This window comes from Acinetobacter sp. Li1LvA2, assembly GCF_056156705.1.
This window is the reverse complement of record NZ_JBSICF010000014.1, coordinates 18148-37852: the sequence shown is the minus strand read 5'-3', so window position 1 is coordinate 37852 and position 19705 is coordinate 18148. Positions and strand designations below refer to the sequence as shown.

Sequence of the window (19705 nt, the reverse complement as noted above, 5' to 3'; positions counted from 1 at the left end):
AATACCATCAATATTTAAATTCAAAAATTCCTATAAAAAGTTATTCACAAACAAGAAATTACTCAGGATTTATTATTTTTTAAATTTAAAAGATAAAAAAAGCGATCCGAAGATCGCTTTTTTTAGAATTAGAAATGCTTTAGAGGGTCATATCTGCTGTTAAAGCGAGTGGTTCTGGCAAAATTTCTGCTAATTGACGGCATAAATTCGTCAATTCATTACTATCCACAGGCATTAAAGTGATATGGCCTAACTTACGGCCAGCACGTTCAGACTTATTATAAAGGTGCAAATGAGCGCCATTTAGTGCCAAAACATCTTCAGTTTTAGGATGTTGACCAATAATATTGATCATAACCGTTGGGCGAACAACGTCTGTTGAACCCAATGGTAGTCCTGCAACAGCTCGAATATGGTTTTCAAACTGAGAACAAACAGCGCCTTCAATTGACCAGTGACCTGAGTTATGCACACGCGGTGCCATCTCATTTGCACATAAGCCTTGTTCTGTCACAAATAGCTCTAGAGTTAACACACCTACATAGTTGAGATGATTCAACAAACGAGTAATGTAGTCTTGAGCCACAGGTTGCAAGGCTTCGCTATTCGGTGCTGGAACAATTGAATGCGATAAAATGCCATTATGATGGTGATTTTCAGCCAGTGGCCAAGTTTTTACTTCACCATTTTGGCCGCGCACCGCAATAATTGAAACTTCACGAGAGAATTTAACAAAGCTTTCGGCAACTAGACTTTTTGCAGGCCCAAGTTCAGCCCAAGCAGTATCAATCTGGTCTTCTGAACGAAGTACAAACTGACCTTTACCGTCATATCCGCCAGTTGCAGTCTTAAGTACAATCGGCAAACCAAGCTCAGCAACAGCCTTTTTCAAGCTTTCTAGACTATCTACAGCACGATACGGCGCAACAGGAATAGTAAGCTCATCAAACAACGCTTTTTCTGACAAACGATTTTGCGCAGTTGCTAAAGCAACACGAGGAGGGTGCAATGCTTTGGTTTGTGTTAAAACATCCACATCTTCAACAGGCGTATTTTCAAACTCAAGACTAAAAACATCAGCACTTTCAATAAACTGCTTTAAGCCTTGCTCATCTTGGCTAGAAAAGACTTGACCTAAAACACCTGCAGGACAATCTGTATTTGCTTCAAAAAAAGTACACTGAATATTTAATGGTAACGCTGCTTGAGCCATCATTCGGCCCAGTTGCCCACCACCAAAAATACCGATAGTTTTATCCATCTCAGCCTCTTACACCTGACCCGGAATATTTTTGCTTGCAACTTTATCAGTTTGCGCAGCGCGGAAATCAGCAACATTTTTTGCGATTTCAGGACGAGTTAAACCTAAGATTTGTGCCGCCATGATTGCAGCATTCGTCGCACCAGCTGGACCAATTGCTAAAGTACCCACTGCAATACCAGCTGGCATTTGTACGATTGAAAGCAAAGAATCTACGCCATTTAAAATTGATGATTTAACTGGCACACCCAAAACTGGTAAATCAGTTTTTGCGGCACACATTCCAGGTAAATGCGCTGCACCACCTGCACCAGCAATAATCACTTGAATACCACGATCACGCGCAGTTTCTGCATATTCAAATAAACGATCTGGAGTACGATGAGCAGATACCACTTCCGCTTCAAATGGGACACCAAGCTGTTTAAGCATATTGGCTGTGTTTTCGAGAGTTGCCCAATCAGATTGAGAACCCATAATAATTCCAACGAGAGGTTGAGCGTCTTGTGCTGCGGCCGCATTCATTGCTAATGTTCCAGAGACAAAAGTAAAAGAAGATAAATCTCGACGAGAGCCAAGTTTTAAATGGTTCGGAAGCCCATTATTATAGACTGATTTTTCATCTCACGAAAATTTAACTGACCAGCTCTGCGAATATTTTTATTCCCATAAAAAAATTGTCATGGTTTAACGGTGACACTTTCTCAAATTTTATTCATATTATTTAAACATCCTGTAAGATCATTAAAGATCTGGAAGAGTAAGAGCTTGTATTAAATAATTGATTCTCTACAAGCTACTACAACTTATTGGCTTCTAAATACGAAATAAACACAACCAAATAGACATAACATCGCCCATAAATAATCGAGTTTAAATGGCTGTTTAAATAAGAAAATCATAAATGGTACAAACACAACCAGCGTGACCACTTCCTGAGTGATCTTCATTTCGCCGAGTAACCAACCTTGTGCACTCAATATTCGAGTAGCGGGAATCATAAAACTGTATTCAAGTAAGGCAATAATCCAACCGAATAGGATTGCTTGCCAAATGGGAGCATGGTGTAAAAATTTGAGATGCCCGTACCATGCGAGCGTCATAAAGCAATTAGAGATAATTAAGAAAGCAAAAGCTAAAACCGTTGGGCTCAAAGGCACATCCTTCATCATCACGATGATTTAAGAATTAATATGGATCAAAAACATTATAAAAGATAAAACTGTAATTCAGCTTAAATCGAAAAAATAAAGATGTGCTTTTCTCAGGGCCTCAAACACATAGAACAACAACGATTTTTGACTATCTTTTCGAGTTTAGCCTTGCTATCGTTGCTGGCAAATTTATCAATAATGCACACACAGTCATTCATACGAATATTGTGTACAAAAGCAGTGGAGAAGGCGAGCAATGCATCTGCATATCTTGGGTATTTGTGGCACTTTTATGGGCTCTTTAGCACTTTTAGCTCGTGATTTAGGACATAAGGTAACCGGTTCCGATTCAAACGTTTACCCACCAATGTCTACCCAGTTAGAAAACGCAGGCATTACCCTCATGCAAGGCTACGATCGTAGTCATTTACAGCCTCACCCAGATTTAGTCATTGTCGGAAATGCAATGAAACGTGGTATTGATGCCGTGGAATATATGCTTAACGAAGGCTTGCCTTATATTTCCGGTCCACAGTTCCTTGCCGATCATGTTTTACAAGGTAAACATGTGCTTGGTGTGGCAGGAACTCATGGTAAAACCACGACTACTACCATGCTAGCTTGGGTACTTGATCAGGCTGGTTTAAATCCAGGCTTTTTAATTGGTGGTGTTCCACTTGGTTTTAGTGAAAGCGCTCGTTTAGGTGGCGGCAAATACTTCTGCGTTGAAGCCGATGAATATGACTCTGCTTTCTTTGATAAACGTTCTAAGTTTGTTCACTATCACCCAAAAACGGCGATTTTAAACAATCTTGAATTCGACCATGCTGATATTTTTGATGATTTAGCAGCAATTCAAAAGCAGTTCCATCATCTTGTTCGTACCATTCCAAGTGAAGGCCGCATTATTGCGCCAATTACTGAAACTCATATTGATGAAGTGCTGGAAATGGGTTGCTGGACACCAGTGATTCGTACAAGTTTAGAAGCGAATGAAAAAGCTGCTTTATCTGCCGAACTCATTTCAATTGATGGTAGTCATTTTAAAGTACTTGAAAATGGCAATGTGGTTGGCGAAGTGAAGTGGACCATGACAGGGCAACATAGCGTAGCGAATGCTTTGGCAACGATTGCAGCTGCTCAGCATGTAGGTGTTGCGCTTGAACAAGCTTGTGAAGCTTTATCTAACTTTGGCGGTGTAAAACGTCGTATGGAGTTACTCGGTACAGTCAATGGTATTGAGGTTTATGATGACTTTGCTCATCACCCAACTGCAATTGACACCACTTTAGATGGCGCACGTAAACGCTTAGGTGAACGCCGTTTATGGGCCATTATTGAACCACGTTCAAATACAATGCGTATGGGCAGTCATAAAGATGGCTTAGCACATTCAGCACGCTTAGCAGATGAAGTCATCTGGTATCAGCCAGAAGGTTTAGATTGGGATTTACAGCCCGTGATTGAAGCTGCTTCTAACCATGCTCAAGTGAGCCGCTCTCTTGATGAAATTATTGAGCGTATTGTCAATGAAGCAGGTGAGGGCGATGCTGTTGTGATTATGTCTAACGGTGGCTTTGGTGGCTTACATCAAAAACTCATGAGCGCATTAAAAGCGAAAGCTGCTTAACTTTCGCTTTAGATGATTCAATAAAAAACGGGTTTCAAATTGAAACCCGTTTTTTATTTTTCTGTTTTAAACCTTTTCTGGTTCTATATTATCCAAAAATTTATTAGAAACGATTAAACGTAAACTATAGACAACGCCCATCGCAAAAACGCTATATCCCACGTTATTACAAATAAACGGAATACATAAAATAATCAGGGCTGTGATCGGGTAAAACCATTTCGTGATTCCAGATAAACATTGGAACTCGTAAAGTATCCAAATACAGGTGGTATAGAGCACCACACTAAACGCAACGACTATTCCCATATATAAATCAGAAATATGCGCATGATGGGTTGTGACATCCACAGCGGCTGCAAGTGCTGCACCCACCGCAGCAATACTGACAAAAACAAAATAATGACCGTATCCCCAAACAAAAGGGCGTACACCTTTAACATGATGATGTTGTTCACTACGGTCAAAATAAGCCCACCACATTGCGAACATCAGCACTAATCCACCGATCATTAAGAAAACGGCTGGAATATTCATTGACTGAGCGGCTAAGGCATCACGTATGGCATTAAAACTACCGATAATCGACTCACCCAACACAATAATTGTGAGTAGGGCATAGCGCTCTACAATATGATGAGGGTGCCACGGCGTTGGAGAATATTTCTCTGCATAGATGGGAATAAATAGCTCCATCACTACTAAAAATAAAAAAACGGGGATAGAAAGTATGTGCGCGAAATTAGCAACTAACCAACCTACCTGAACTAATACAATGCCTATTGCATAGCGATAAGCCGTAATTCGTCGTTCAGGGTCATGTTTTGCGGCTCTCAGCCACTGGGTAACCAGCGCTAAGCGCATAATCACATAGCCGACAATAATGATGTCAAAGTCCTGACTATGGAATACATCAGGAATACCTGCGGCCATCACTAATGACCCCACAATCTGAACAAAGGTAAGGCATCGATACAATGCATCATCATTATCGTAAGCTGAGGCGAACCACGAAAAATTCATCCATGCCCACCACAACGCAAAAAATACCATCAGGTAGCTTGGTAATGCATGCCAGAGGTGATTTTCAATAATCGCGTGATGTAATTGCTGACCTGCTGTTGCAATCGCGACTACAAAAATTAAATCGAACAATAATTCGAGGGGAGTTGCTGCTCTATGCGGCTGTTTTGGATCTCTTGGAGATAGGGGCCTCAAACTTAATTTTTTCTGTTTTTCTTGAGTAGTCATAAAATAACGTTCTCGAATAAAGTGCCAACACGTTAACACTTTAATATTAACGCCCAGAACACGCATTAAAAAATATCTAGACTTGCTGTTTAATCTTTACTCACAAACAAACTATATTTCATTTTTGTGACAATTCTTTATCAAGACAATAGGCTTAATTCTTTATCATAGCCCACGTTTTTGTTCTTTTTTGGAATATGAATGTCTTTAGAAACACTCAACCTTAGCTTATTCCATGTTATTAATGGGGCTCAGGATGCGAGTCAATTTATCATTCGTCTTGCTATCTTTTTTGCTAATGATCTCCTCTATATTCTTTTATTCATCCTTACATTTTTATGGTTCTATGGTGATCAAGATTTAAAAAATAGAGTCATTAAGTCTGTCTTTTTAACCTGCATATCCCTTTTAGTAGGTTACGTTATCTCTCTGTTTTACCATCACTCCAGACCGTTTGTCATGGGTGTTGGCACCACGTTTATTGAGCATGCGCCAACTGCATCTTTTCCAAGTAATCATATGCTGATTTTCAGTACCATTGCTCTGTCTTATTTGTTTGCTCAGCGCAAAATGATTGGAATCATTCTTTTATTCTTATCATTTGTAGTAGCGTGGTCACGTGTTTATTTAGGTGTGCATTTCCCTTTAGACATGTTGGGTGCTTTTATTGTCGCACTACTGGTCAATGTAGCGGGTTATTACTTCTGGAATATTTATGGTACGCCTTTAACGGCATTCTTTATTCACCTATACCAAATTATATGTAAACCGCTTTTAGACCGTGGTTTGATTAAATAACCTAGAGATTTTTTTGCATTAAAACCACGACATTAAGTTCAGTTGCGTAATACAAAAAAATCTGCCATTCTATGTGAACTTGGATATGTTTTATCCAATACAGAATTTAGTTTGACAAGGGGAGTAGCCTCCTCCAAACATAACAGCAATGTTATGTGTCAGATATCGTCAATACACTTTTATTAAAAAGTCGGTATCTGAGCATCGTGAAATTCATGATGTAGGCAAGACCTTGATCATGTTGATACAGATGTTTAATTCATCTGGCAACTGGTCGAGGTTTTTTTATGCCCAATTGCCGGATGTGAGGAGGATTTATGGAAACAATCGGCAATCTATGGCTGTACATAGCATTCTTTGGCATTGTCATTGTCATGCTTTTAGTGGACTTTTTAGGCTTTAAGCAAAAGCAAGGTCAGGATGTCTCAATTAAGCAAGCTGCTTACTGGAGCGTGGCGTGGGTAAGCGTCGCGGTTTTATTTGGTGGTGGTTTATGGTTGTATCTACAGCAAACGGCTGGTGTGACCCTAGCAAACCAAAAAACCATGGAATACTTTGCAGGTTACCTACTTGAAAAGTCCCTCGCAATTGACAACGTTTTCGTCTGGTTAATGATTTTCGCAGCTTTTGCTATACCAGCTGCGCTGCAACGTAAAATTTTACTCTATGGCGTATTAGGCGCAATTGTACTGCGTACCCTCTTTATTTTTATTGGTGCATGGTTCGTTCAAGAGTTCTCTTGGGTGCTTTATATCTTTGGTGCGTTCTTGGTATATACAGGTTTCAAATTCTTAAAAGGCCAAGAAGAAGAAACCAATATTGAAGATATCAAAGCTCTAAAATGGTTACGTAACCATATGCGTATTACACCACAGCTTGAAGGTGACAAATTCTTTGTACGTCAAAATGGTTTATTGTGGGCAACGCCGTTATTTTTAGTATTGATTTTGGTTGAAGCTTCAGATGTGATTTTCGCAGTAGATTCTATTCCTGCTATTTTCGCGGTAACGAGCGATCCGTTTATTGTTTTAACAGCAAACTTAATGGCAATTTTAGGTTTACGTGCAATGTTCTTCTTACTTGCTGGCGCTGCAACTAAATTGCATTATTTGCCATATGGCTTAGGCATCATCTTACTGTTCATTGGTGCAAAAATGTTGTTGCTTGATGTATTCCACATGCCAATCTGGATCTCGTTAAGCTTTATCGTAATAGTGTTAGCAATTACGGCTTACCTTTCTTTACGACATAACAAAAAGCAATTGCAGTCTTAATTCATCACAACAAGGCATCTACATGTGAGATGCCTTGTCATCTAAATCTTCAAAAGAGACTGTACTTTAAAAAAACAGATTAATATCATATGCCAACCTAAAATTTATCTTTCCTAATCAGAAACATAATAGATAACAGCTATTCGGTATTTTATGCCGAACATACTTATTAAAATGTGTGGAGTCTCATGCGTTCTAAAAAAATTAATCTCGTCGTCGTTCCGCTATTACTCACAGCATGTAGCCATAATGATGGTCCCTTAGTACAAGACGTATATAACAACCAATATGACTGTGCTCGCGACTGGAATACCCAAACTTGTAAAGAAGAAAATAGCTCCAGTGGACATGGTTCTAGCTATACTGGTAGCCGCTATTTAGGTCCTGCGTATTATCGAAATAATCGGGAAGTTTCTTATCATGGCAATACCTTACATCCTTACAGTAATTTGAGTGTAGGTCGACCAGTTATTTCAAGCACAGCGAAAAGTTCGTCTTTTTCATCCCCAATTCGTGGTGGTTTTGGCCGTAGCGGTTTTTCTTTCGGCGGCTAAGTCTTTAGGCATTCACTTAATATGAAAAGAAAAATATTTACTCCACGACCAGACTGGCAAGTGGAGCATCAAAATATTGGTTTCGATTATTTTAATTTACCTTCTCTCGATGGCTCAATTTACTGGTCTGAAGGGGTTGCTTATGAGTTTACCCTTAAGCAGATTGAACAACTTGAAGATGCAGCAAATGAACTGCATCAGATGTGTTTATCGGTAGTAGGAGATCTCATTCAACGCGGGGACTATCCAGCTTATTTTCAAATTCCAGAAACAGCCATAAGCCATATTGAACATTCGTGGAAACAAAATGCACCCATGCTCTATGGTCGCTTTGATTTCGCTTACGATGGGCGAAATATCAAAATGCTGGAATATAACGCGGACACACCGACTGGCTTACTCGAAGCTTCTGTCGCGCAGTGGCTATGGATAGAACAGGTCTCAGCCATTGCAAATCGAGATCAATTTAATAGCATTCATGAAGATCTGATTAAACGCTGGAAAACAATTTTACCGCGTGGTAGCCATGTACATTTTGCTGCCTGTCAGGAAGCCGGAAGGGAGGACTGGGGTAATTTAGAATACTTGATGGATACGGCTTATCAAGCTCATCTACAAGTTTCCGAGCTTTCTATGGAAAACATAGGCTGGAAGGGACAAGATTTTGTCGATCTTCATAATCGCCCCATTCAAAACATATTTAAGCTCTATCCATGGGAATGGATTTGGGAGGAAGCATTTTCTCAATATATCCACCCACAAACACAGTGGATTGAACCCTGCTGGAAAATGTTACTTTCAAATAAAGCGATTTTGGTTGAGCTTTGGAAGCGTTATCCTAACCATCCATTGTTGGTCGAAACCCATACGTATGACCCGCAACAAGCTTTGTCTGGCAAATGGGTGAAAAAGCCGATTTTGGCAAGGGAAGGGGCCAATATTCGAGTTTTACAAGATGGTCATGACCAAGGCGCAGCTTCTGGTAGCTTTTATTTTGATGACTATGACAAATACGGTTATATCGTACAGAAATGGGTAGATACCCCATTATTTTCAGGGCAACTACCTACACTCGGTTTATGGATGGTTGGACATCAATGCGCAGGCCTGTCTATCCGTGAAGATTGTTATGACATTATCGGTAATGATGCTCACTTTGCAGCACATTATTTTGTCGAGTAAAAACGCATAGAGATTTATAAAAAAGCACTTTTAAAGTGCTTTTTTATTATGCTTGGTCCGCAATCAAACAGTGCATTTTAGATATATAACAAATAATGAATATTTATTTTTAAAGCTAAATTAGAACAAAAATTCAAAAATATAATAATTTAATCTTATGAATTTTAAAAACTTTATTTCATTTTAAAAATTAAAAAGTGATATTGGCAAGCTCTTTGCATCTCCTAAAAAGAAAAAAGCCTAGATTTTAAGGGCTCGCGAGAGCCCTGATTTTTTTAAGGAGTGATGCCATGAATGCGATTCCAACTTTAACGCCCCTTGCCATGCCATGTAACAGCAGTTTTGATGCAAAAGATTGGGAAATTTTATCTACTCACTGGTATCCGGTTGCGCGTATTCAAGATGTCTCTACTACACCACAAAGAGTGACGTTATTAGATGTCAATATGGCCCTATATAAAACAGAAAGTGGCGAAATTCACTTAGTTCGAGACATTTGCCCACATCGTGGTGTTCCTTTAACCAAAGGGTGGGTAGACGGTGAAGAAATTGTGTGTCCTTATCATGGTCTACGCTATAACACCGAAGGCAAATGTATTCAAATACCAGCTCAACCCGAGTTAACCAAAATTTCTGATCGTTTTTCTCTAACGAAATTTCCGGTTGTGCAAAGATACGGCCTCATTTGGACCAGTATTCATGGTCGTGATCTTACTCAAGCCAATATTCCTGTATTAGATACTTGGGACCACGCAGAGCATCAATCAATTTTACCGCCTTTCGTCGATATTGATGGTTCTAGCGGACGTCAACTTGAAGGGTTTATCGATGTCGCTCATTTTGCATGGGTACATCACAATGCCTTTGCCAGTCGCGATAATCCCGTTGTACCCAAATATCATACTGAGCGCACCAGCTACGGCTTAAAAACGGTCTATATCAGCAATGTCAGTAACTATCCACACGAGCTAAAACATCTCGAACCAGAAGGTTTTTTATGGAAGCGTATCTTTGATGTCTATCCACCTTTTTCAGCTGTGCTTACGGTCGATTTCCCAGAAGGTGGGGTCTTAAAAATCTTAAATGCCTGCTGTCCTATCTCAAGCAATAAAACCCGTTTATTTGTTCCACTCACCCGTAACTTTGACCAAACAGGGGATCTAGAAAAAGTATATGCCTTTAATGCCCAAATTTTTGCTGAAGACCAAGATATGGTCGAATCACAAAAGCCAGAAGACCTTCCGCTTGATTTAATGATGGAAGCACATTTTGAAGCAGACCGTTCATCAACGACTTATCGACGGATTTTGGCAGAATGGGGACTAAGTAAACGTTATACCGTTTAAATCTTGGCTAAGTGGGGTACAATCAATCGAAAAAAGTGAAAATATAAAGGCTTTCCATGTCATTGATCGCAAATACCACCGTTGTGCGTGGTCGTTTTTTAGATATTCAACAAACTGTCTCTGAGCCAACTGATATTCCAAATCAAGTGCGTTATTTAGAAGATGGTGTATTGATTAGTGAACATGGAAAAATCAAATGGTTTGGTGCATGGGAAGAAGCTCAACAGCATCTTCCTACTGGAGTTGAGGTTCAACATTATCCAGAACAATTGATTGTACCCGGCTTTATTGATACCCATATTCACTTCCCGCAAACCGAAATGGTTGGAGCATACGGCGAACAACTTTTAAGCTGGCTCAATACTTATACTTTCCCAACTGAAATCCAGTTTCAGGATAAAGCATATGCAAGTGAAATTGCTCAGTTCTTTGTTCAAGAGCTACTGAAACACGGTACAACCACGGCCCTCGTTTTCTGTACGGTTCATCCTGAGTCTGTTGATGCCTTATTTGAAGCCGCAGAGCGCGTTCAGATGCGTTTAATCGCTGGTAAGGTACTCATGGACCGTAATGCACCTGAAGCGCTTTGTGACACACCAGAAACGGCTTACAGTGACACCAAGGCACTCATTGAAAAATGGCATGGTAAGGGCCGCGCTCTGTATGCGATTACACCACGTTTCGCACCAACGTCTACACCCGAACAATTAGAAAGAGCAGGGCAGTTAAAACAAGAGTTTTCGGATGTTTATGTCCATACTCATTTAAGCGAAAACAAAGATGAAATTGCTTGGGTGAAATCTTTATTTCCAGAACAAGCGGGCTATTTAGATGTTTATCAACATTATGGCCTAACTGGTAAACGTTCTGTTTTTGCTCATTGTGTTCACTTAGAAGATGAAGAATGGCAATGCATGCATGATACGCAGTCTGCTATCGCATTTTGTCCAACCTCAAACCTGTTCTTGGGAAGTGGTTTATTCCCATTGAAAAAAACTTGGGAAAAACAAGTGAAAGTAGGTTTAGGTACAGATATCGGCGCTGGTACATCGTTTAGTTTGCTGCAAACTGTTAACGAGGCTTATAAGGTCCAACAGTTACAGGGTGATAAACTTTCAGCTTATGAAGCGCTCTATCACGCGACGCTAGGCGGAGCAAAAGCGCTTGATTTGCAAGATCAGTTAGGCAATTTCAACGTCGGTAAAGAAGCAGACTTTGTGGTACTCAACCTTAAGCCAACTGCACTACAGCAACTTCGTCAGTCTAAATCCAAATCTGTTGAAGATTCGTTGTTTGCATTATTCACTTTAGGTGATGACCGTAATATTGAGGCGACTTATATTTATGGAAACCGTGCTTATCAAAAAGAAACAGCCTAATAAAAATCGGGCCGTTAAGTTTTTGTTATTATTTGGAATATGTGCTGTTGTGTTAAAACGTGATCGCCATAATCTGCAAAATGATAAAATTTCAAAGCCATCAAAGGGTGCATGAAACATCATTTTGCTTTAAAATTTTACCATTAACTCAGATTTTAGAGGTGTTGCAGGTCAACACCTTTTTTATTTTTCTTTTATATCTTGTAGGAATCTGACATGACTGTTGCAATGAGCATCATGATTTCAACCGAAGAAATTCAAGCAAAAGTCAAAGAGCTCGGCGAGCAAATTAACGCTCACTATGCAAATAGCGACAAAGAGTTAGTCCTGATTGGGCTACTGCGTGGTTCTGTTATTTTCATGGCAGACTTGTGCCGAACGATTACCAAACCGCATGAACTCGACTTTATGACAGTCTCTAGCTACGGCGGCGGTACGACTTCAAGTCGAGATGTTAAAATCTTAAAAGATCTTGATGGTGAAATTCGCGGTAAAGATGTACTGGTCGTTGAAGATATTATCGACTCAGGTAATACCTTAAGCAAAGTTATGGAAATGCTGCAAACTCGCGAACCAAATTCGATTCAATTGTGTACGTTAGTGAGTAAACCATCTCGCCGTGAAATTGATCTCGAAGTGAAATTTTTAGGTTTTGAAGTTGAAGACAAGTTTATTGTGGGTTATGGATTAGACTACGATCAAAAATATCGCCACTTACCATTTATTGGCGAAATTGGTTTATAAATTTCAAAAAAAATAGCACCGCGAGGTGCTATTTTTTTATATAAAACTTTAGCTTCGAACAAAAAAGACACAAAAAGTCGCAATCTGCTACAGACAAAATAGATGACTCTGCCGCACGATAGAATATGAAGCAAAATCATTAACTTCATCAAAAAAACAACTGGAGAACAAATATGTGGTCACTCATTGTCGCTATTGTAGTTGGTTTCTTTGCTGGCTTAATCGCTCGTGCCTTACATCCAGGGGATGATAAAGCAGGTTTCATCGTAACTACCCTAATTGGTATTGCAGGTTCACTTCTCGCCACTTATGGTGGACGTTTACTTGGCCTTTATGGAGAAAATTCAGCTGCGGGCTTTATCGCATCTGTAATTGGTGCAGTCATTATTCTCTTTATTTACAATTTAATTGCACGAAAAAGTTAATGACTTTTAGGCAATAAAAAAGCACCTGATGGTGCTTTTTTTAATTCATTTTATAGACCTAATTCTTTCCAAACGGCTTGAATTTCTTCGGCAGATCGAGCGCCTACCAGTTTAAATCCATTTGCAAAAATTAAGGTAGGAGTACCATTAAAACCTAGTTTCTTTCCAAGCTCTAAGTTACGGTCAATTGGATTAGCACAGCTTGCCACTGTTGGTTTAACACCTTGTTGAATCAGTTTTTTCCATGAATAGGATTGATTTGGCGCACACCACACCTGTCTAGAAACAACGATAGACTGAGGCTTTAGAGGATAAATGAAAGTGTAAATGGTCACATCTTTCAGCTTATCGAGTTCAGGTTCAAGCTGCTTGCAATAAGGGCAGTTTGGATCAGAAAATACGGCTAAAACATGCTGTCCATTACCTTTAACCGTTTTAATCGCATCTTTTAAAGGTAATTGTTTCCAATCAATTGAGTTCTGTCCTAACACCAGATCTTTGGTCAAATTCTTCTGATCTTTTAATCGAATCATAGAACCAACAAGCATATGCTGACCATCTTCACCAATATAAATAATTTGCTGATCGAGATTAGCGCTATATAGCCCTGGCATTTCGGTTTTCTGAATATTGCTAATTTTCAAATTAGGATATTGTTTTTTAATATTTTCCCTAACAGTATCGACATTAGCGAAACTTAAACTCGCCGTTAAGCTAAATAACGCCAATATTCCTAATTTTTTAAGCATAAAACCAACTCATAGGTAGGAGAGGAGATCATTTTAATCAGTTCAGCTTTAGAAAACAGAACTGATTACCGAGTTATAACCAAACTGCCACTTATTTATGCCAATGTTTCACGTGGAACATAAGCAGGTTTTAGAATATTAATTTCTACCGATATATGCACAATTTCATCATGAATTGATAAAGCCTGACGAATCTGATCTGCGGTTAAAGAAATATCATCAGTTTCGAGCGCTAAAATACAAGAAAATTTGCCTTTTGCGACTTTCCAGACATGAATATCCGTAATTTCAATATTTTTAGGAAATTCAGCAATTACTTCACGGATCTCTTCAACTACCGGATGATCCATTTCAGCATCTAAAAGGGTTTTTCCTGTCTCTTTCATTAATCCAAGAGACCATTTTGCAACCAAAATAGCACCTAAAATTCCTAAAAGTGCATCTAAAAAATCCCATCCAAAATATTTACCAGCACAAAGCGCAATAATTGCAAAAACGGAGGTCACAGCATCTGCAACTACATGTAAAAAAGCGGCTTTTTGGTTTAAATCATGATGGTGATGCCCATGTTCATGATGGTGATGGTGATGGTGATGGTGATGGTGATGGTGCCCATCATCGTGAAGTAACCATGCGCAAATCAAGTTAATGACCAAACCTAAAATTGCAATAGGAATTGCTTCATTATAAAAAATCTCAACTGGATTAAATAAACGTTGTATCGACTGAAAAGCCATAAAAATGGCAACAACCATCAGCAAAATTGCACTGCTATAACCCGCTAAAATCTCGATTTTCCAAGTTCCAAAACTAAACCGATGATCTTTGGAATAATGACGAGCTGCACGATAAGCAAAATAGGCTAAACCGAGTGCCAACATATGTGAACTCATATGCCAACCATCAGCCAGAAGCGCCATCGAATTGAAAAACCATCCACCGAATATTTCTAACACCATCATAGATGCCGTTAAAATCGTTGCAATCAAAATACGTTTTTGTGCAAGTGGATTGCCTTCATCAAACTGATGTTGATGATGACGTGATACACTATAATCCTGCATAAAATTTAAACCCAATATACTCCCTACCAGTATATTGAATTATACAAGAGAACACAGATGAGTCACATTGGTCAGGATAAAAAAATAGTTAATCGTGTAAAACGACTAAAAGGGCAAATTAATAGTATTGAGCATGCCGTTGAACAACCTGATATTTCATGCATAGAAATACTGCAACAAGTTGCTGCCATTAAAGGTGCGATAAACGGTTTGATGAGTGAATTGATGGAACAACACTTACATCACCATGTGCTCAAAGAAGCACAAGTTGATCAGAATGAGTTAGATGAGTTTTTAAAGGTTCTAAAAAGATACGGTTAACGAGGTGACTGAATGACACAGCCATGTGCATCATTCAGAGTTTTTTTAATTATTTTCCAATACAAAACGAACCAAAGATTTTGCCTAATAGGTCATCAGCGCTAAAGTCACCAGTAATTTCACCTAAAGCATTTTGAGCAAGGCGTAATGATTCAGCAACGAGTTCACCTGCGTTAAACACAACAAGTTGCTCATGTGCTTCTGAAAGATAGAGCTGTGTGCGCTTCATTGCGTCTAAATGACGTGTTCTTGCAATAAAGGTGTCTTCCTCAGGGTGGAAGCCTGCATGCGCTGTAATCGCATCTACGAGGCCTTGTACGCCCATCTCTTGTTTTGCTGAAACTGTAATATGACGGAACCCTTGATGGTCAGTTATTTCAGCTAATTGACCAGTTAAATCGCATTTATTGCCAATTAACATTAAGCGACGCGGTTCAATGTGTTCAGCAAAATATTCTTGAGCAAGTTTTAATGGGTCATCGCCTTGATTTAAATCATAAACCAGCAATAACAAATCAGCTTGTTCAATTTCTTTAATTGCTCTACGAATCCCTTCTTTTTCAACAATGTCACCTGTTTCACGTAGGCCAGCTGTATCTGTTAAAGTAATTGGTAGGCCATTTAAGCTAATTTTTTCATGTAAAACATCGCGAGTTGTACCAGCAATATCGGTCACAATTGCGCGTTCAACGCCAGCTAGCGCATTTAACAAGCTCGACTTACCTGCATTTGGTTTACCCGCAATAACGACTTGTAAACCTTCACGTAGTAATTGACCTTGTCGTGCAGATGTTTGAACGGCATGTACTGACTGCTGAACATCTTCAAGTAAAGCTAAAATCTTACCGTCTGCTAAGAAATCGATTTCTTCTTCAGGAAAATCAATTGCAGCTTCAACATGTAAGCGTAAATGAATCAGTTTTTCTAAAACGGTATTAATTTTTGTTGAAAACGCGCCTTGTAAAGAGCGAACAGCAGAACGTGCTGCAGCTTGTGAAGTCGCATCAATCAAGTCGGCAATCGCTTCTGCTTGTACCAAGTCCATTTTGCCATTTTCAAAAGCGCGCATGGAGAATTCACCAGCTTTTGCAGCAATTGCACCCAGCTCAAATAGACGTCCCAGCAAGGCATTTTGGATGACTGGACCACCGTGACCTTGTAGCTCTACAACATCTTCACCTGTAAACGAGTGGGGATTGGGAAAGCATAGAACAATCCCTTCATCCATAATGCTGCCATCAGCATCATAAAACTTACGAAAACCTGCCATACGTGCTTCAGGCAAGTTTTTCTGTGTCAGGTTTTGAGCAATCTCATAAGCTTTAGGTCCCGATAGGCGAATCACGCCCACACCACCACGCCCTGGTGGCGTTGCAATTGCGGCAATCGTGGTTTGACTTTGCATATTATTCACCTAAAAACCTAAAATCCAGCCAAAGAAAAATCCGCCTAAGATTACCATCTTAAGCGGATTTATTCAGCAAAAGTTCAGCGATTAAGAAGCTGATTCAGTCTTATTTATACGACTTTTTTCAACGCTCTTATTAATAAACGACTGCTGTAAAATAGTAATACTGTTGTTCACAATCCAGTACAGCACGAGACCTGCTGGGAAGAACAACATAAATACCGTGAACATAATCGGCATAATGCGGAACACTTTTGCCTGCATAGGATCAGCGGGTTGCGGGTTCAACATTTGCTGCGCAAACATCGTAGCACCCATGATCAACGGCAATATGAACCAAGGATCCATTGCTGACAAATCTTGAATCCAGCCTAACCACGGTGCATGACGTAATTCCACACTTTCCATGAGTACCCAATACAAGGCAAGGAAAATTGGCATTTGTAGCAACAATGGTAAACAACCTGAAAGTGGATTCACTTGTTCACGTTTGTATAAAGCCATCATTTCTTGCGAGAAGCGCATACGGTCTTCACCGAACTCTTCCTTCATGCGTTGCATTTCTGGTGCAATCACACGCATTTTCGCCATAGAACGATAACTTTTTGAAGATAAAGGCCACAAAATCATCTTCACCATCACGGTAAGTAAGATGATTGACCATCCCCAGTTGCCCACAATGCTATGGAAGAATTGAAGACCTAAGAACAATAACTTGGCAATCGGCCATAACCAGCCATAATCAACAGTCTGATTCAAGCCAACCGCTAAATCTTTTAATTCAGATTGTACTTTCGGACCTGAATAAAGTTTTGCGTCCACTTCCATTGAAGTGCCTGCCGGAACATTAATCACTGGTGAGGTAAAACCAATGATATTCATATGATCCGCAGATTGACGAGATTCAAGTTTAGCTACATAAGGCTGACCATTTGCTTGAGTCAGTTTAAGATTCCCAGGAATCCAAGCACTTACAAAATAATGCTGAACAATCGCAACCCATCCACCTTTCGCTTCAGTATTTACTTTTTCTTCTGAGAAATTAGCAAACTTAAGCTTATTGTAGTGTGAATCAGGTGTTCCCCAAGCTCCACCTAAGAAAGTTCCTAGAGTGAAAATACCTTGAGAAGATTTACCAGGATCATCAGAGTTATCACGCTTTAATTGTCCAAACATCTGACCTTGCCAGCTTTGTTGGCTACGGTTAATCACTTGATGTCTTACAACAATTGGATATTGCCCTTGGGTAAAGGTGAAAGTTTTAATAATTTCAACGCCTTCAGGTGTTTTAAATACCATCGGAACGTTTAAAACTTTTTCAGATTGACCCTTTTGATCCTGTACACCCTTAGCATCAGCCAAAGTATATGATGTTTTTTCAACCGCATATAATGGACGACCACCACGACTGCTATCTGGTCCATTCAAACCAATTAAGCCAGATTGAGCAACATATGTACGCTTGGCATCATTTTCAAGCATAACAAATGGCTGATCGCTGTCTTTGCTTTTGTCGTGTGAGAGTAATTCAATACGAACAATATCACCACCTTTTGGATTGATCCAAATATGGTAAAGGTCAGTTTGTACTGAAATAAGCTGTTGATTCACAGGTGCAGTTGCATCTGTGGTTTGTGACTGCGCAATATTTGCTTGTGGCACATCGGAAGCCACTGTTGCATTTTTAGCATTTGGCAAATCAGCAGATACTTCATGTGAACTTACAGCCGCCGCTTGTTTTTGCGGTGCAGTTGCAGCATTTCCATAATCTTTTTGCCAAGCCAAAATGAGCAAATATGCGGTGACAAACATGGCCCCGAGAATTGCAAACCTGGCCCATTGTTGCATATCTATTACCCCAAATGGTTAGAGAGATTTTGCTTCAGTAAACGATCACGAAAGGGTACAGCAACATGATGCGTTTGAGAATCTATTTGATGAAACGAAATAAAACGAATTGCTTTTGGCGGTACCGGATCATATCCAGATCCACCCCACGGATGACAACGACAAATTCGTTTAGAAGATAACCAAACGCCTTTGATTGCACCATGAGTTTGCAATGCTTCTATCGCATATTGGGAACAGGTCGGGATATAACGACAACGGGGTCCAAGAAGCGGACTAATCGCAATTTGATACAGTCGAATCAACCAACGTAGAAAACGAACCATTGGCTATCTCTTAATTCTGCGAGGTTGTGCCAACTTTAGAATGTTTTTTTGCTAAACGTTGTAATTTTTGCCAAGCAAAATCTAATTGTTGATATAGCTCAGCATTCGTAATCGCTTCTATACCGACTTTCGGCATTACCACAATATCTATATCTGATCCAAAATTCGGCTGATGTAGACGAAAGCTCTCACGAGCAAGACGTTTTATTCGATTTCTTTCATGCGCACGGCGCACTTTTTTCTTAGCAACAACAATACCCAAACGGCTATTAGGCTGTTCGGTTAATTTTGCAAGAAATAAAAAATGGGGTTGATGCACTTTAAAAAGCGCACCATCGAATACACTTTTATAATCTGCAGCACAGCGTATTCGCACATCTGTGCTAAAATTGTAAAGTGTCATCACACCCAAGTCTGGTCAGCGTAACAGTATTAAACAGTTAAGCTATGACGACCTTTTGCACGACGACGAGCTAATACTTGACGACCAGCTTTAGTTGCCATACGAGCACGGAAACCATGAACGCGTTTACGCTTTAATTCAGATGGCTGGAAAGTACGTTTCATATCGAAACTCCCAAAAATGATCTTTCTATAAAGGTCCGCGATTTTATTGTGCAATGTTTACGCTGTCAATGAAAAACCAAGAAAGTTTTGTATTTAACCCAAATTTTTAATCTCTCTACTTCTTTTTATGATTGTCATAATTCAGTGCAATATATAGTTTTTAAAGTTATACACAAAGTAATTGTCTATTTTTATTAGAACTTTTATTATATACACACCTTATATACATATTTATCAACAAAACAAGATATCATCTTGGCTTTGATTTGCTGCATTTGAATTTAAATTCATATTCTGTAGTTATCCACAAAAGATCACACCCCTATTAAATAAATTCAAATTTTAAAATTTATATTTATTCTTATTAGGAGTGGTTTTTTCTGTGGATTTCGTACTTTTAAATTTAAAAAACATGTATTTGGGT

The 19705-nt window shown here is 39.3% G+C and carries 21 protein-coding genes; 10 read left to right on the top strand and 11 right to left on the bottom strand.

Annotated features, from left to right (window positions below):
* Positions 1 to 139 precede the first annotated feature (139 nt).
* The 3 genes from ACS604_RS18455 to ACS604_RS18445 form a co-directional block, all read right to left on the bottom strand.
* Positions 140 to 1261: a 5-(carboxyamino)imidazole ribonucleotide synthase gene (locus ACS604_RS18455; RefSeq protein ID WP_004795549.1), complete on the bottom strand. Its 1122-nt coding sequence runs from the start codon at positions 1259 to 1261 to the stop codon at positions 140 to 142.
* A gap of 9 nt (positions 1262 to 1270) precedes the next feature.
* Positions 1271 to 1786: a 5-(carboxyamino)imidazole ribonucleotide mutase gene (gene purE / locus ACS604_RS18450; protein WP_002115451.1), complete on the bottom strand. Its 516-nt coding sequence runs from the start codon at positions 1784 to 1786 to the stop codon at positions 1271 to 1273.
* 281 nt (positions 1787 to 2067) lie between these two features.
* Positions 2068 to 2430 (bottom strand): DMT family protein, encoded by a 363-nt coding sequence (locus ACS604_RS18445; protein ID WP_081399724.1) that lies wholly within the window; start codon positions 2428 to 2430, stop codon positions 2068 to 2070.
* A 241-nt stretch (positions 2431 to 2671) separates the two neighbouring features.
* Here ACS604_RS18445 and mpl point away from each other — a divergent pair, with 241 nt between their 5' ends.
* A complete protein-coding gene (gene mpl, locus ACS604_RS18440; RefSeq protein WP_474772545.1) occupies positions 2672 to 4045 on the top strand; it encodes a UDP-N-acetylmuramate:L-alanyl-gamma-D-glutamyl-meso-diaminopimelate ligase in 1374 nt (457 codons plus the stop codon).
* Between the two features lie 66 nt (positions 4046 to 4111).
* Here the strand turns inward: mpl and ACS604_RS18435 are convergent, their stop codons facing one another.
* Positions 4112 to 5362, bottom strand: coding sequence for a low temperature requirement protein A (locus ACS604_RS18435; protein ID WP_474772544.1), 1251 nt, complete (start codon positions 5360 to 5362; stop codon positions 4112 to 4114).
* A gap of 135 nt (positions 5363 to 5497) precedes the next feature.
* Here ACS604_RS18435 and ACS604_RS18430 point away from each other — a divergent pair, with 135 nt between their 5' ends.
* The 8 genes from ACS604_RS18430 (at position 5498) to ACS604_RS18395 (ending at position 12998) form a co-directional block, all read left to right on the top strand.
* The gene (locus ACS604_RS18430; protein WP_004795554.1) at positions 5498 to 6094 is read left to right on the top strand and encodes a phosphatase PAP2 family protein; all 597 of its coding nucleotides are present in this window, start codon (positions 5498 to 5500) and stop codon (positions 6092 to 6094) included.
* 317 nt (positions 6095 to 6411) lie between these two features.
* Entirely contained in the window at positions 6412 to 7368 is a 957-nt protein-coding gene (locus ACS604_RS18425) for a TerC family protein (protein ID WP_151964692.1), read from the top strand.
* Positions 7369 to 7556: 188 nt separating this feature from the next.
* The gene (locus ACS604_RS18420) at positions 7557 to 7922 is read left to right on the top strand and encodes a hypothetical protein (RefSeq protein WP_174740883.1); all 366 of its coding nucleotides are present in this window, start codon (positions 7557 to 7559) and stop codon (positions 7920 to 7922) included.
* A 21-nt stretch (positions 7923 to 7943) separates the two neighbouring features.
* Positions 7944 to 9104 carry a glutathionylspermidine synthase family protein gene (locus tag ACS604_RS18415; RefSeq protein WP_474772542.1) on the top strand — a complete coding sequence of 387 codons (1161 nt, stop codon included), beginning with the start codon at positions 7944 to 7946 and terminating at the stop codon, positions 9102 to 9104.
* A 290-nt stretch (positions 9105 to 9394) separates the two neighbouring features.
* Positions 9395 to 10450, top strand: a complete 1056-nt coding sequence (locus ACS604_RS18410) for a Rieske 2Fe-2S domain-containing protein (protein WP_474772541.1) — start codon at positions 9395 to 9397, stop codon at positions 10448 to 10450.
* 56 nt (positions 10451 to 10506) lie between these two features.
* Positions 10507 to 11829: a guanine deaminase gene (gene guaD, locus ACS604_RS18405; protein WP_474772540.1), complete on the top strand. Its 1323-nt coding sequence runs from the start codon at positions 10507 to 10509 to the stop codon at positions 11827 to 11829.
* 216 nt (positions 11830 to 12045) lie between these two features.
* Positions 12046 to 12573: a hypoxanthine phosphoribosyltransferase gene (gene hpt, locus ACS604_RS18400; protein ID WP_004795560.1), complete on the top strand. Its 528-nt coding sequence runs from the start codon at positions 12046 to 12048 to the stop codon at positions 12571 to 12573.
* A gap of 173 nt (positions 12574 to 12746) precedes the next feature.
* Positions 12747 to 12998, top strand: a complete 252-nt coding sequence (locus tag ACS604_RS18395; RefSeq protein WP_000269732.1) for a GlsB/YeaQ/YmgE family stress response membrane protein — start codon at positions 12747 to 12749, stop codon at positions 12996 to 12998.
* Positions 12999 to 13048: 50 nt separating this feature from the next.
* Here ACS604_RS18395 and ACS604_RS18390 read toward each other — a convergent pair whose 3' ends face one another.
* Both ACS604_RS18390 and dmeF read right to left on the bottom strand, forming a co-directional pair.
* The gene (locus ACS604_RS18390; RefSeq protein WP_474772538.1) at positions 13049 to 13747 is read right to left on the bottom strand and encodes a DsbC family protein; all 699 of its coding nucleotides are present in this window, start codon (positions 13745 to 13747) and stop codon (positions 13049 to 13051) included.
* Positions 13748 to 13842: 95 nt separating this feature from the next.
* Entirely contained in the window at positions 13843 to 14811 is a 969-nt protein-coding gene (gene dmeF / locus ACS604_RS18385) for a CDF family Co(II)/Ni(II) efflux transporter DmeF (protein ID WP_474772536.1), read from the bottom strand.
* Between the two features lie 57 nt (positions 14812 to 14868).
* Here dmeF and ACS604_RS18380 point away from each other — a divergent pair, with 57 nt between their 5' ends.
* A complete protein-coding gene (locus tag ACS604_RS18380) occupies positions 14869 to 15132 on the top strand; it encodes a metal/formaldehyde-sensitive transcriptional repressor (protein WP_004795563.1) in 264 nt (87 codons plus the stop codon).
* A 49-nt stretch (positions 15133 to 15181) separates the two neighbouring features.
* On the opposite strand, the gene mnmE is transcribed toward ACS604_RS18380, so the two are convergent.
* The 5 genes from mnmE to rpmH form a co-directional block, all read right to left on the bottom strand.
* Positions 15182 to 16537, bottom strand: a complete 1356-nt coding sequence (mnmE, locus tag ACS604_RS18375; protein ID WP_224973355.1) for a tRNA uridine-5-carboxymethylaminomethyl(34) synthesis GTPase MnmE — start codon at positions 16535 to 16537, stop codon at positions 15182 to 15184.
* A 90-nt stretch (positions 16538 to 16627) separates the two neighbouring features.
* Positions 16628 to 18388 carry a membrane protein insertase YidC gene (gene yidC, locus ACS604_RS18370; RefSeq protein WP_004795565.1) on the bottom strand — a complete coding sequence of 587 codons (1761 nt, stop codon included), beginning with the start codon at positions 18386 to 18388 and terminating at the stop codon, positions 16628 to 16630.
* Between the two features lie 5 nt (positions 18389 to 18393).
* The gene (gene yidD, locus ACS604_RS18365) at positions 18394 to 18714 is read right to left on the bottom strand and encodes a membrane protein insertion efficiency factor YidD (protein ID WP_003656027.1); all 321 of its coding nucleotides are present in this window, start codon (positions 18712 to 18714) and stop codon (positions 18394 to 18396) included.
* A gap of 10 nt (positions 18715 to 18724) precedes the next feature.
* Complete coding sequence (rnpA, locus tag ACS604_RS18360) at positions 18725 to 19117, bottom strand: ribonuclease P protein component (protein WP_004795567.1); 393 nt, start codon at positions 19115 to 19117, stop codon at positions 18725 to 18727.
* Between the two features lie 29 nt (positions 19118 to 19146).
* Positions 19147 to 19281 (bottom strand): 50S ribosomal protein L34, encoded by a 135-nt coding sequence (gene rpmH / locus ACS604_RS18355; protein ID WP_000831329.1) that lies wholly within the window; start codon positions 19279 to 19281, stop codon positions 19147 to 19149.
* Between the last annotated feature and the right edge of the window lie 424 nt (positions 19282 to 19705).

Excerpts from the sequence above, each read along its gene's own strand:
- ACS604_RS18455 (WP_004795549.1), bottom strand. The coding sequence starts at position 1,261 with ATGGATAAAACTATCGGTATTTTTGGTGGTGGGCAACTGGGCCGAATG.
- purE (WP_002115451.1), bottom strand. The coding sequence starts at position 1,786 with ATGAATGCGGCCGCAGCACAAGACGCTCAACCTCTCGTTGGAATTATT.
- ACS604_RS18445 (WP_081399724.1), bottom strand. The coding sequence starts at position 2,430 with ATGAAGGATGTGCCTTTGAGCCCAACGGTTTTAGCTTTTGCTTTCTTA.
- mpl (WP_474772545.1), top strand. The coding sequence starts at position 2,672 with ATGCATCTGCATATCTTGGGTATTTGTGGCACTTTTATGGGCTCTTTA.
- ACS604_RS18435 (WP_474772544.1), bottom strand. The coding sequence starts at position 5,362 with ATGCGTGTTCTGGGCGTTAATATTAAAGTGTTAACGTGTTGGCACTTT.
- ACS604_RS18430 (WP_004795554.1), top strand. The coding sequence starts at position 5,498 with ATGTCTTTAGAAACACTCAACCTTAGCTTATTCCATGTTATTAATGGG.
- ACS604_RS18425 (WP_151964692.1), top strand. The coding sequence starts at position 6,412 with ATGGAAACAATCGGCAATCTATGGCTGTACATAGCATTCTTTGGCATT.
- ACS604_RS18420 (WP_174740883.1), top strand. The coding sequence starts at position 7,557 with ATGCGTTCTAAAAAAATTAATCTCGTCGTCGTTCCGCTATTACTCACA.
- ACS604_RS18415 (WP_474772542.1), top strand. The coding sequence starts at position 7,944 with ATGAAAAGAAAAATATTTACTCCACGACCAGACTGGCAAGTGGAGCAT.
- ACS604_RS18410 (WP_474772541.1), top strand. The coding sequence starts at position 9,395 with ATGAATGCGATTCCAACTTTAACGCCCCTTGCCATGCCATGTAACAGC.
- guaD (WP_474772540.1), top strand. The coding sequence starts at position 10,507 with ATGTCATTGATCGCAAATACCACCGTTGTGCGTGGTCGTTTTTTAGAT.
- hpt (WP_004795560.1), top strand. The coding sequence starts at position 12,046 with ATGACTGTTGCAATGAGCATCATGATTTCAACCGAAGAAATTCAAGCA.
- ACS604_RS18395 (WP_000269732.1), top strand. The coding sequence starts at position 12,747 with ATGTGGTCACTCATTGTCGCTATTGTAGTTGGTTTCTTTGCTGGCTTA.
- ACS604_RS18390 (WP_474772538.1), bottom strand. The coding sequence starts at position 13,747 with ATGCTTAAAAAATTAGGAATATTGGCGTTATTTAGCTTAACGGCGAGT.
- dmeF (WP_474772536.1), bottom strand. The coding sequence starts at position 14,811 with ATGCAGGATTATAGTGTATCACGTCATCATCAACATCAGTTTGATGAA.
- ACS604_RS18380 (WP_004795563.1), top strand. The coding sequence starts at position 14,869 with ATGAGTCACATTGGTCAGGATAAAAAAATAGTTAATCGTGTAAAACGA.
- mnmE (WP_224973355.1), bottom strand. The coding sequence starts at position 16,537 with ATGCAAAGTCAAACCACGATTGCCGCAATTGCAACGCCACCAGGGCGT.
- yidC (WP_004795565.1), bottom strand. The coding sequence starts at position 18,388 with ATGCAACAATGGGCCAGGTTTGCAATTCTCGGGGCCATGTTTGTCACC.
- yidD (WP_003656027.1), bottom strand. The coding sequence starts at position 18,714 with ATGGTTCGTTTTCTACGTTGGTTGATTCGACTGTATCAAATTGCGATT.
- rnpA (WP_004795567.1), bottom strand. The coding sequence starts at position 19,117 with ATGACACTTTACAATTTTAGCACAGATGTGCGAATACGCTGTGCTGCA.
- rpmH (WP_000831329.1), bottom strand. The coding sequence starts at position 19,281 with ATGAAACGTACTTTCCAGCCATCTGAATTAAAGCGTAAACGCGTTCAT.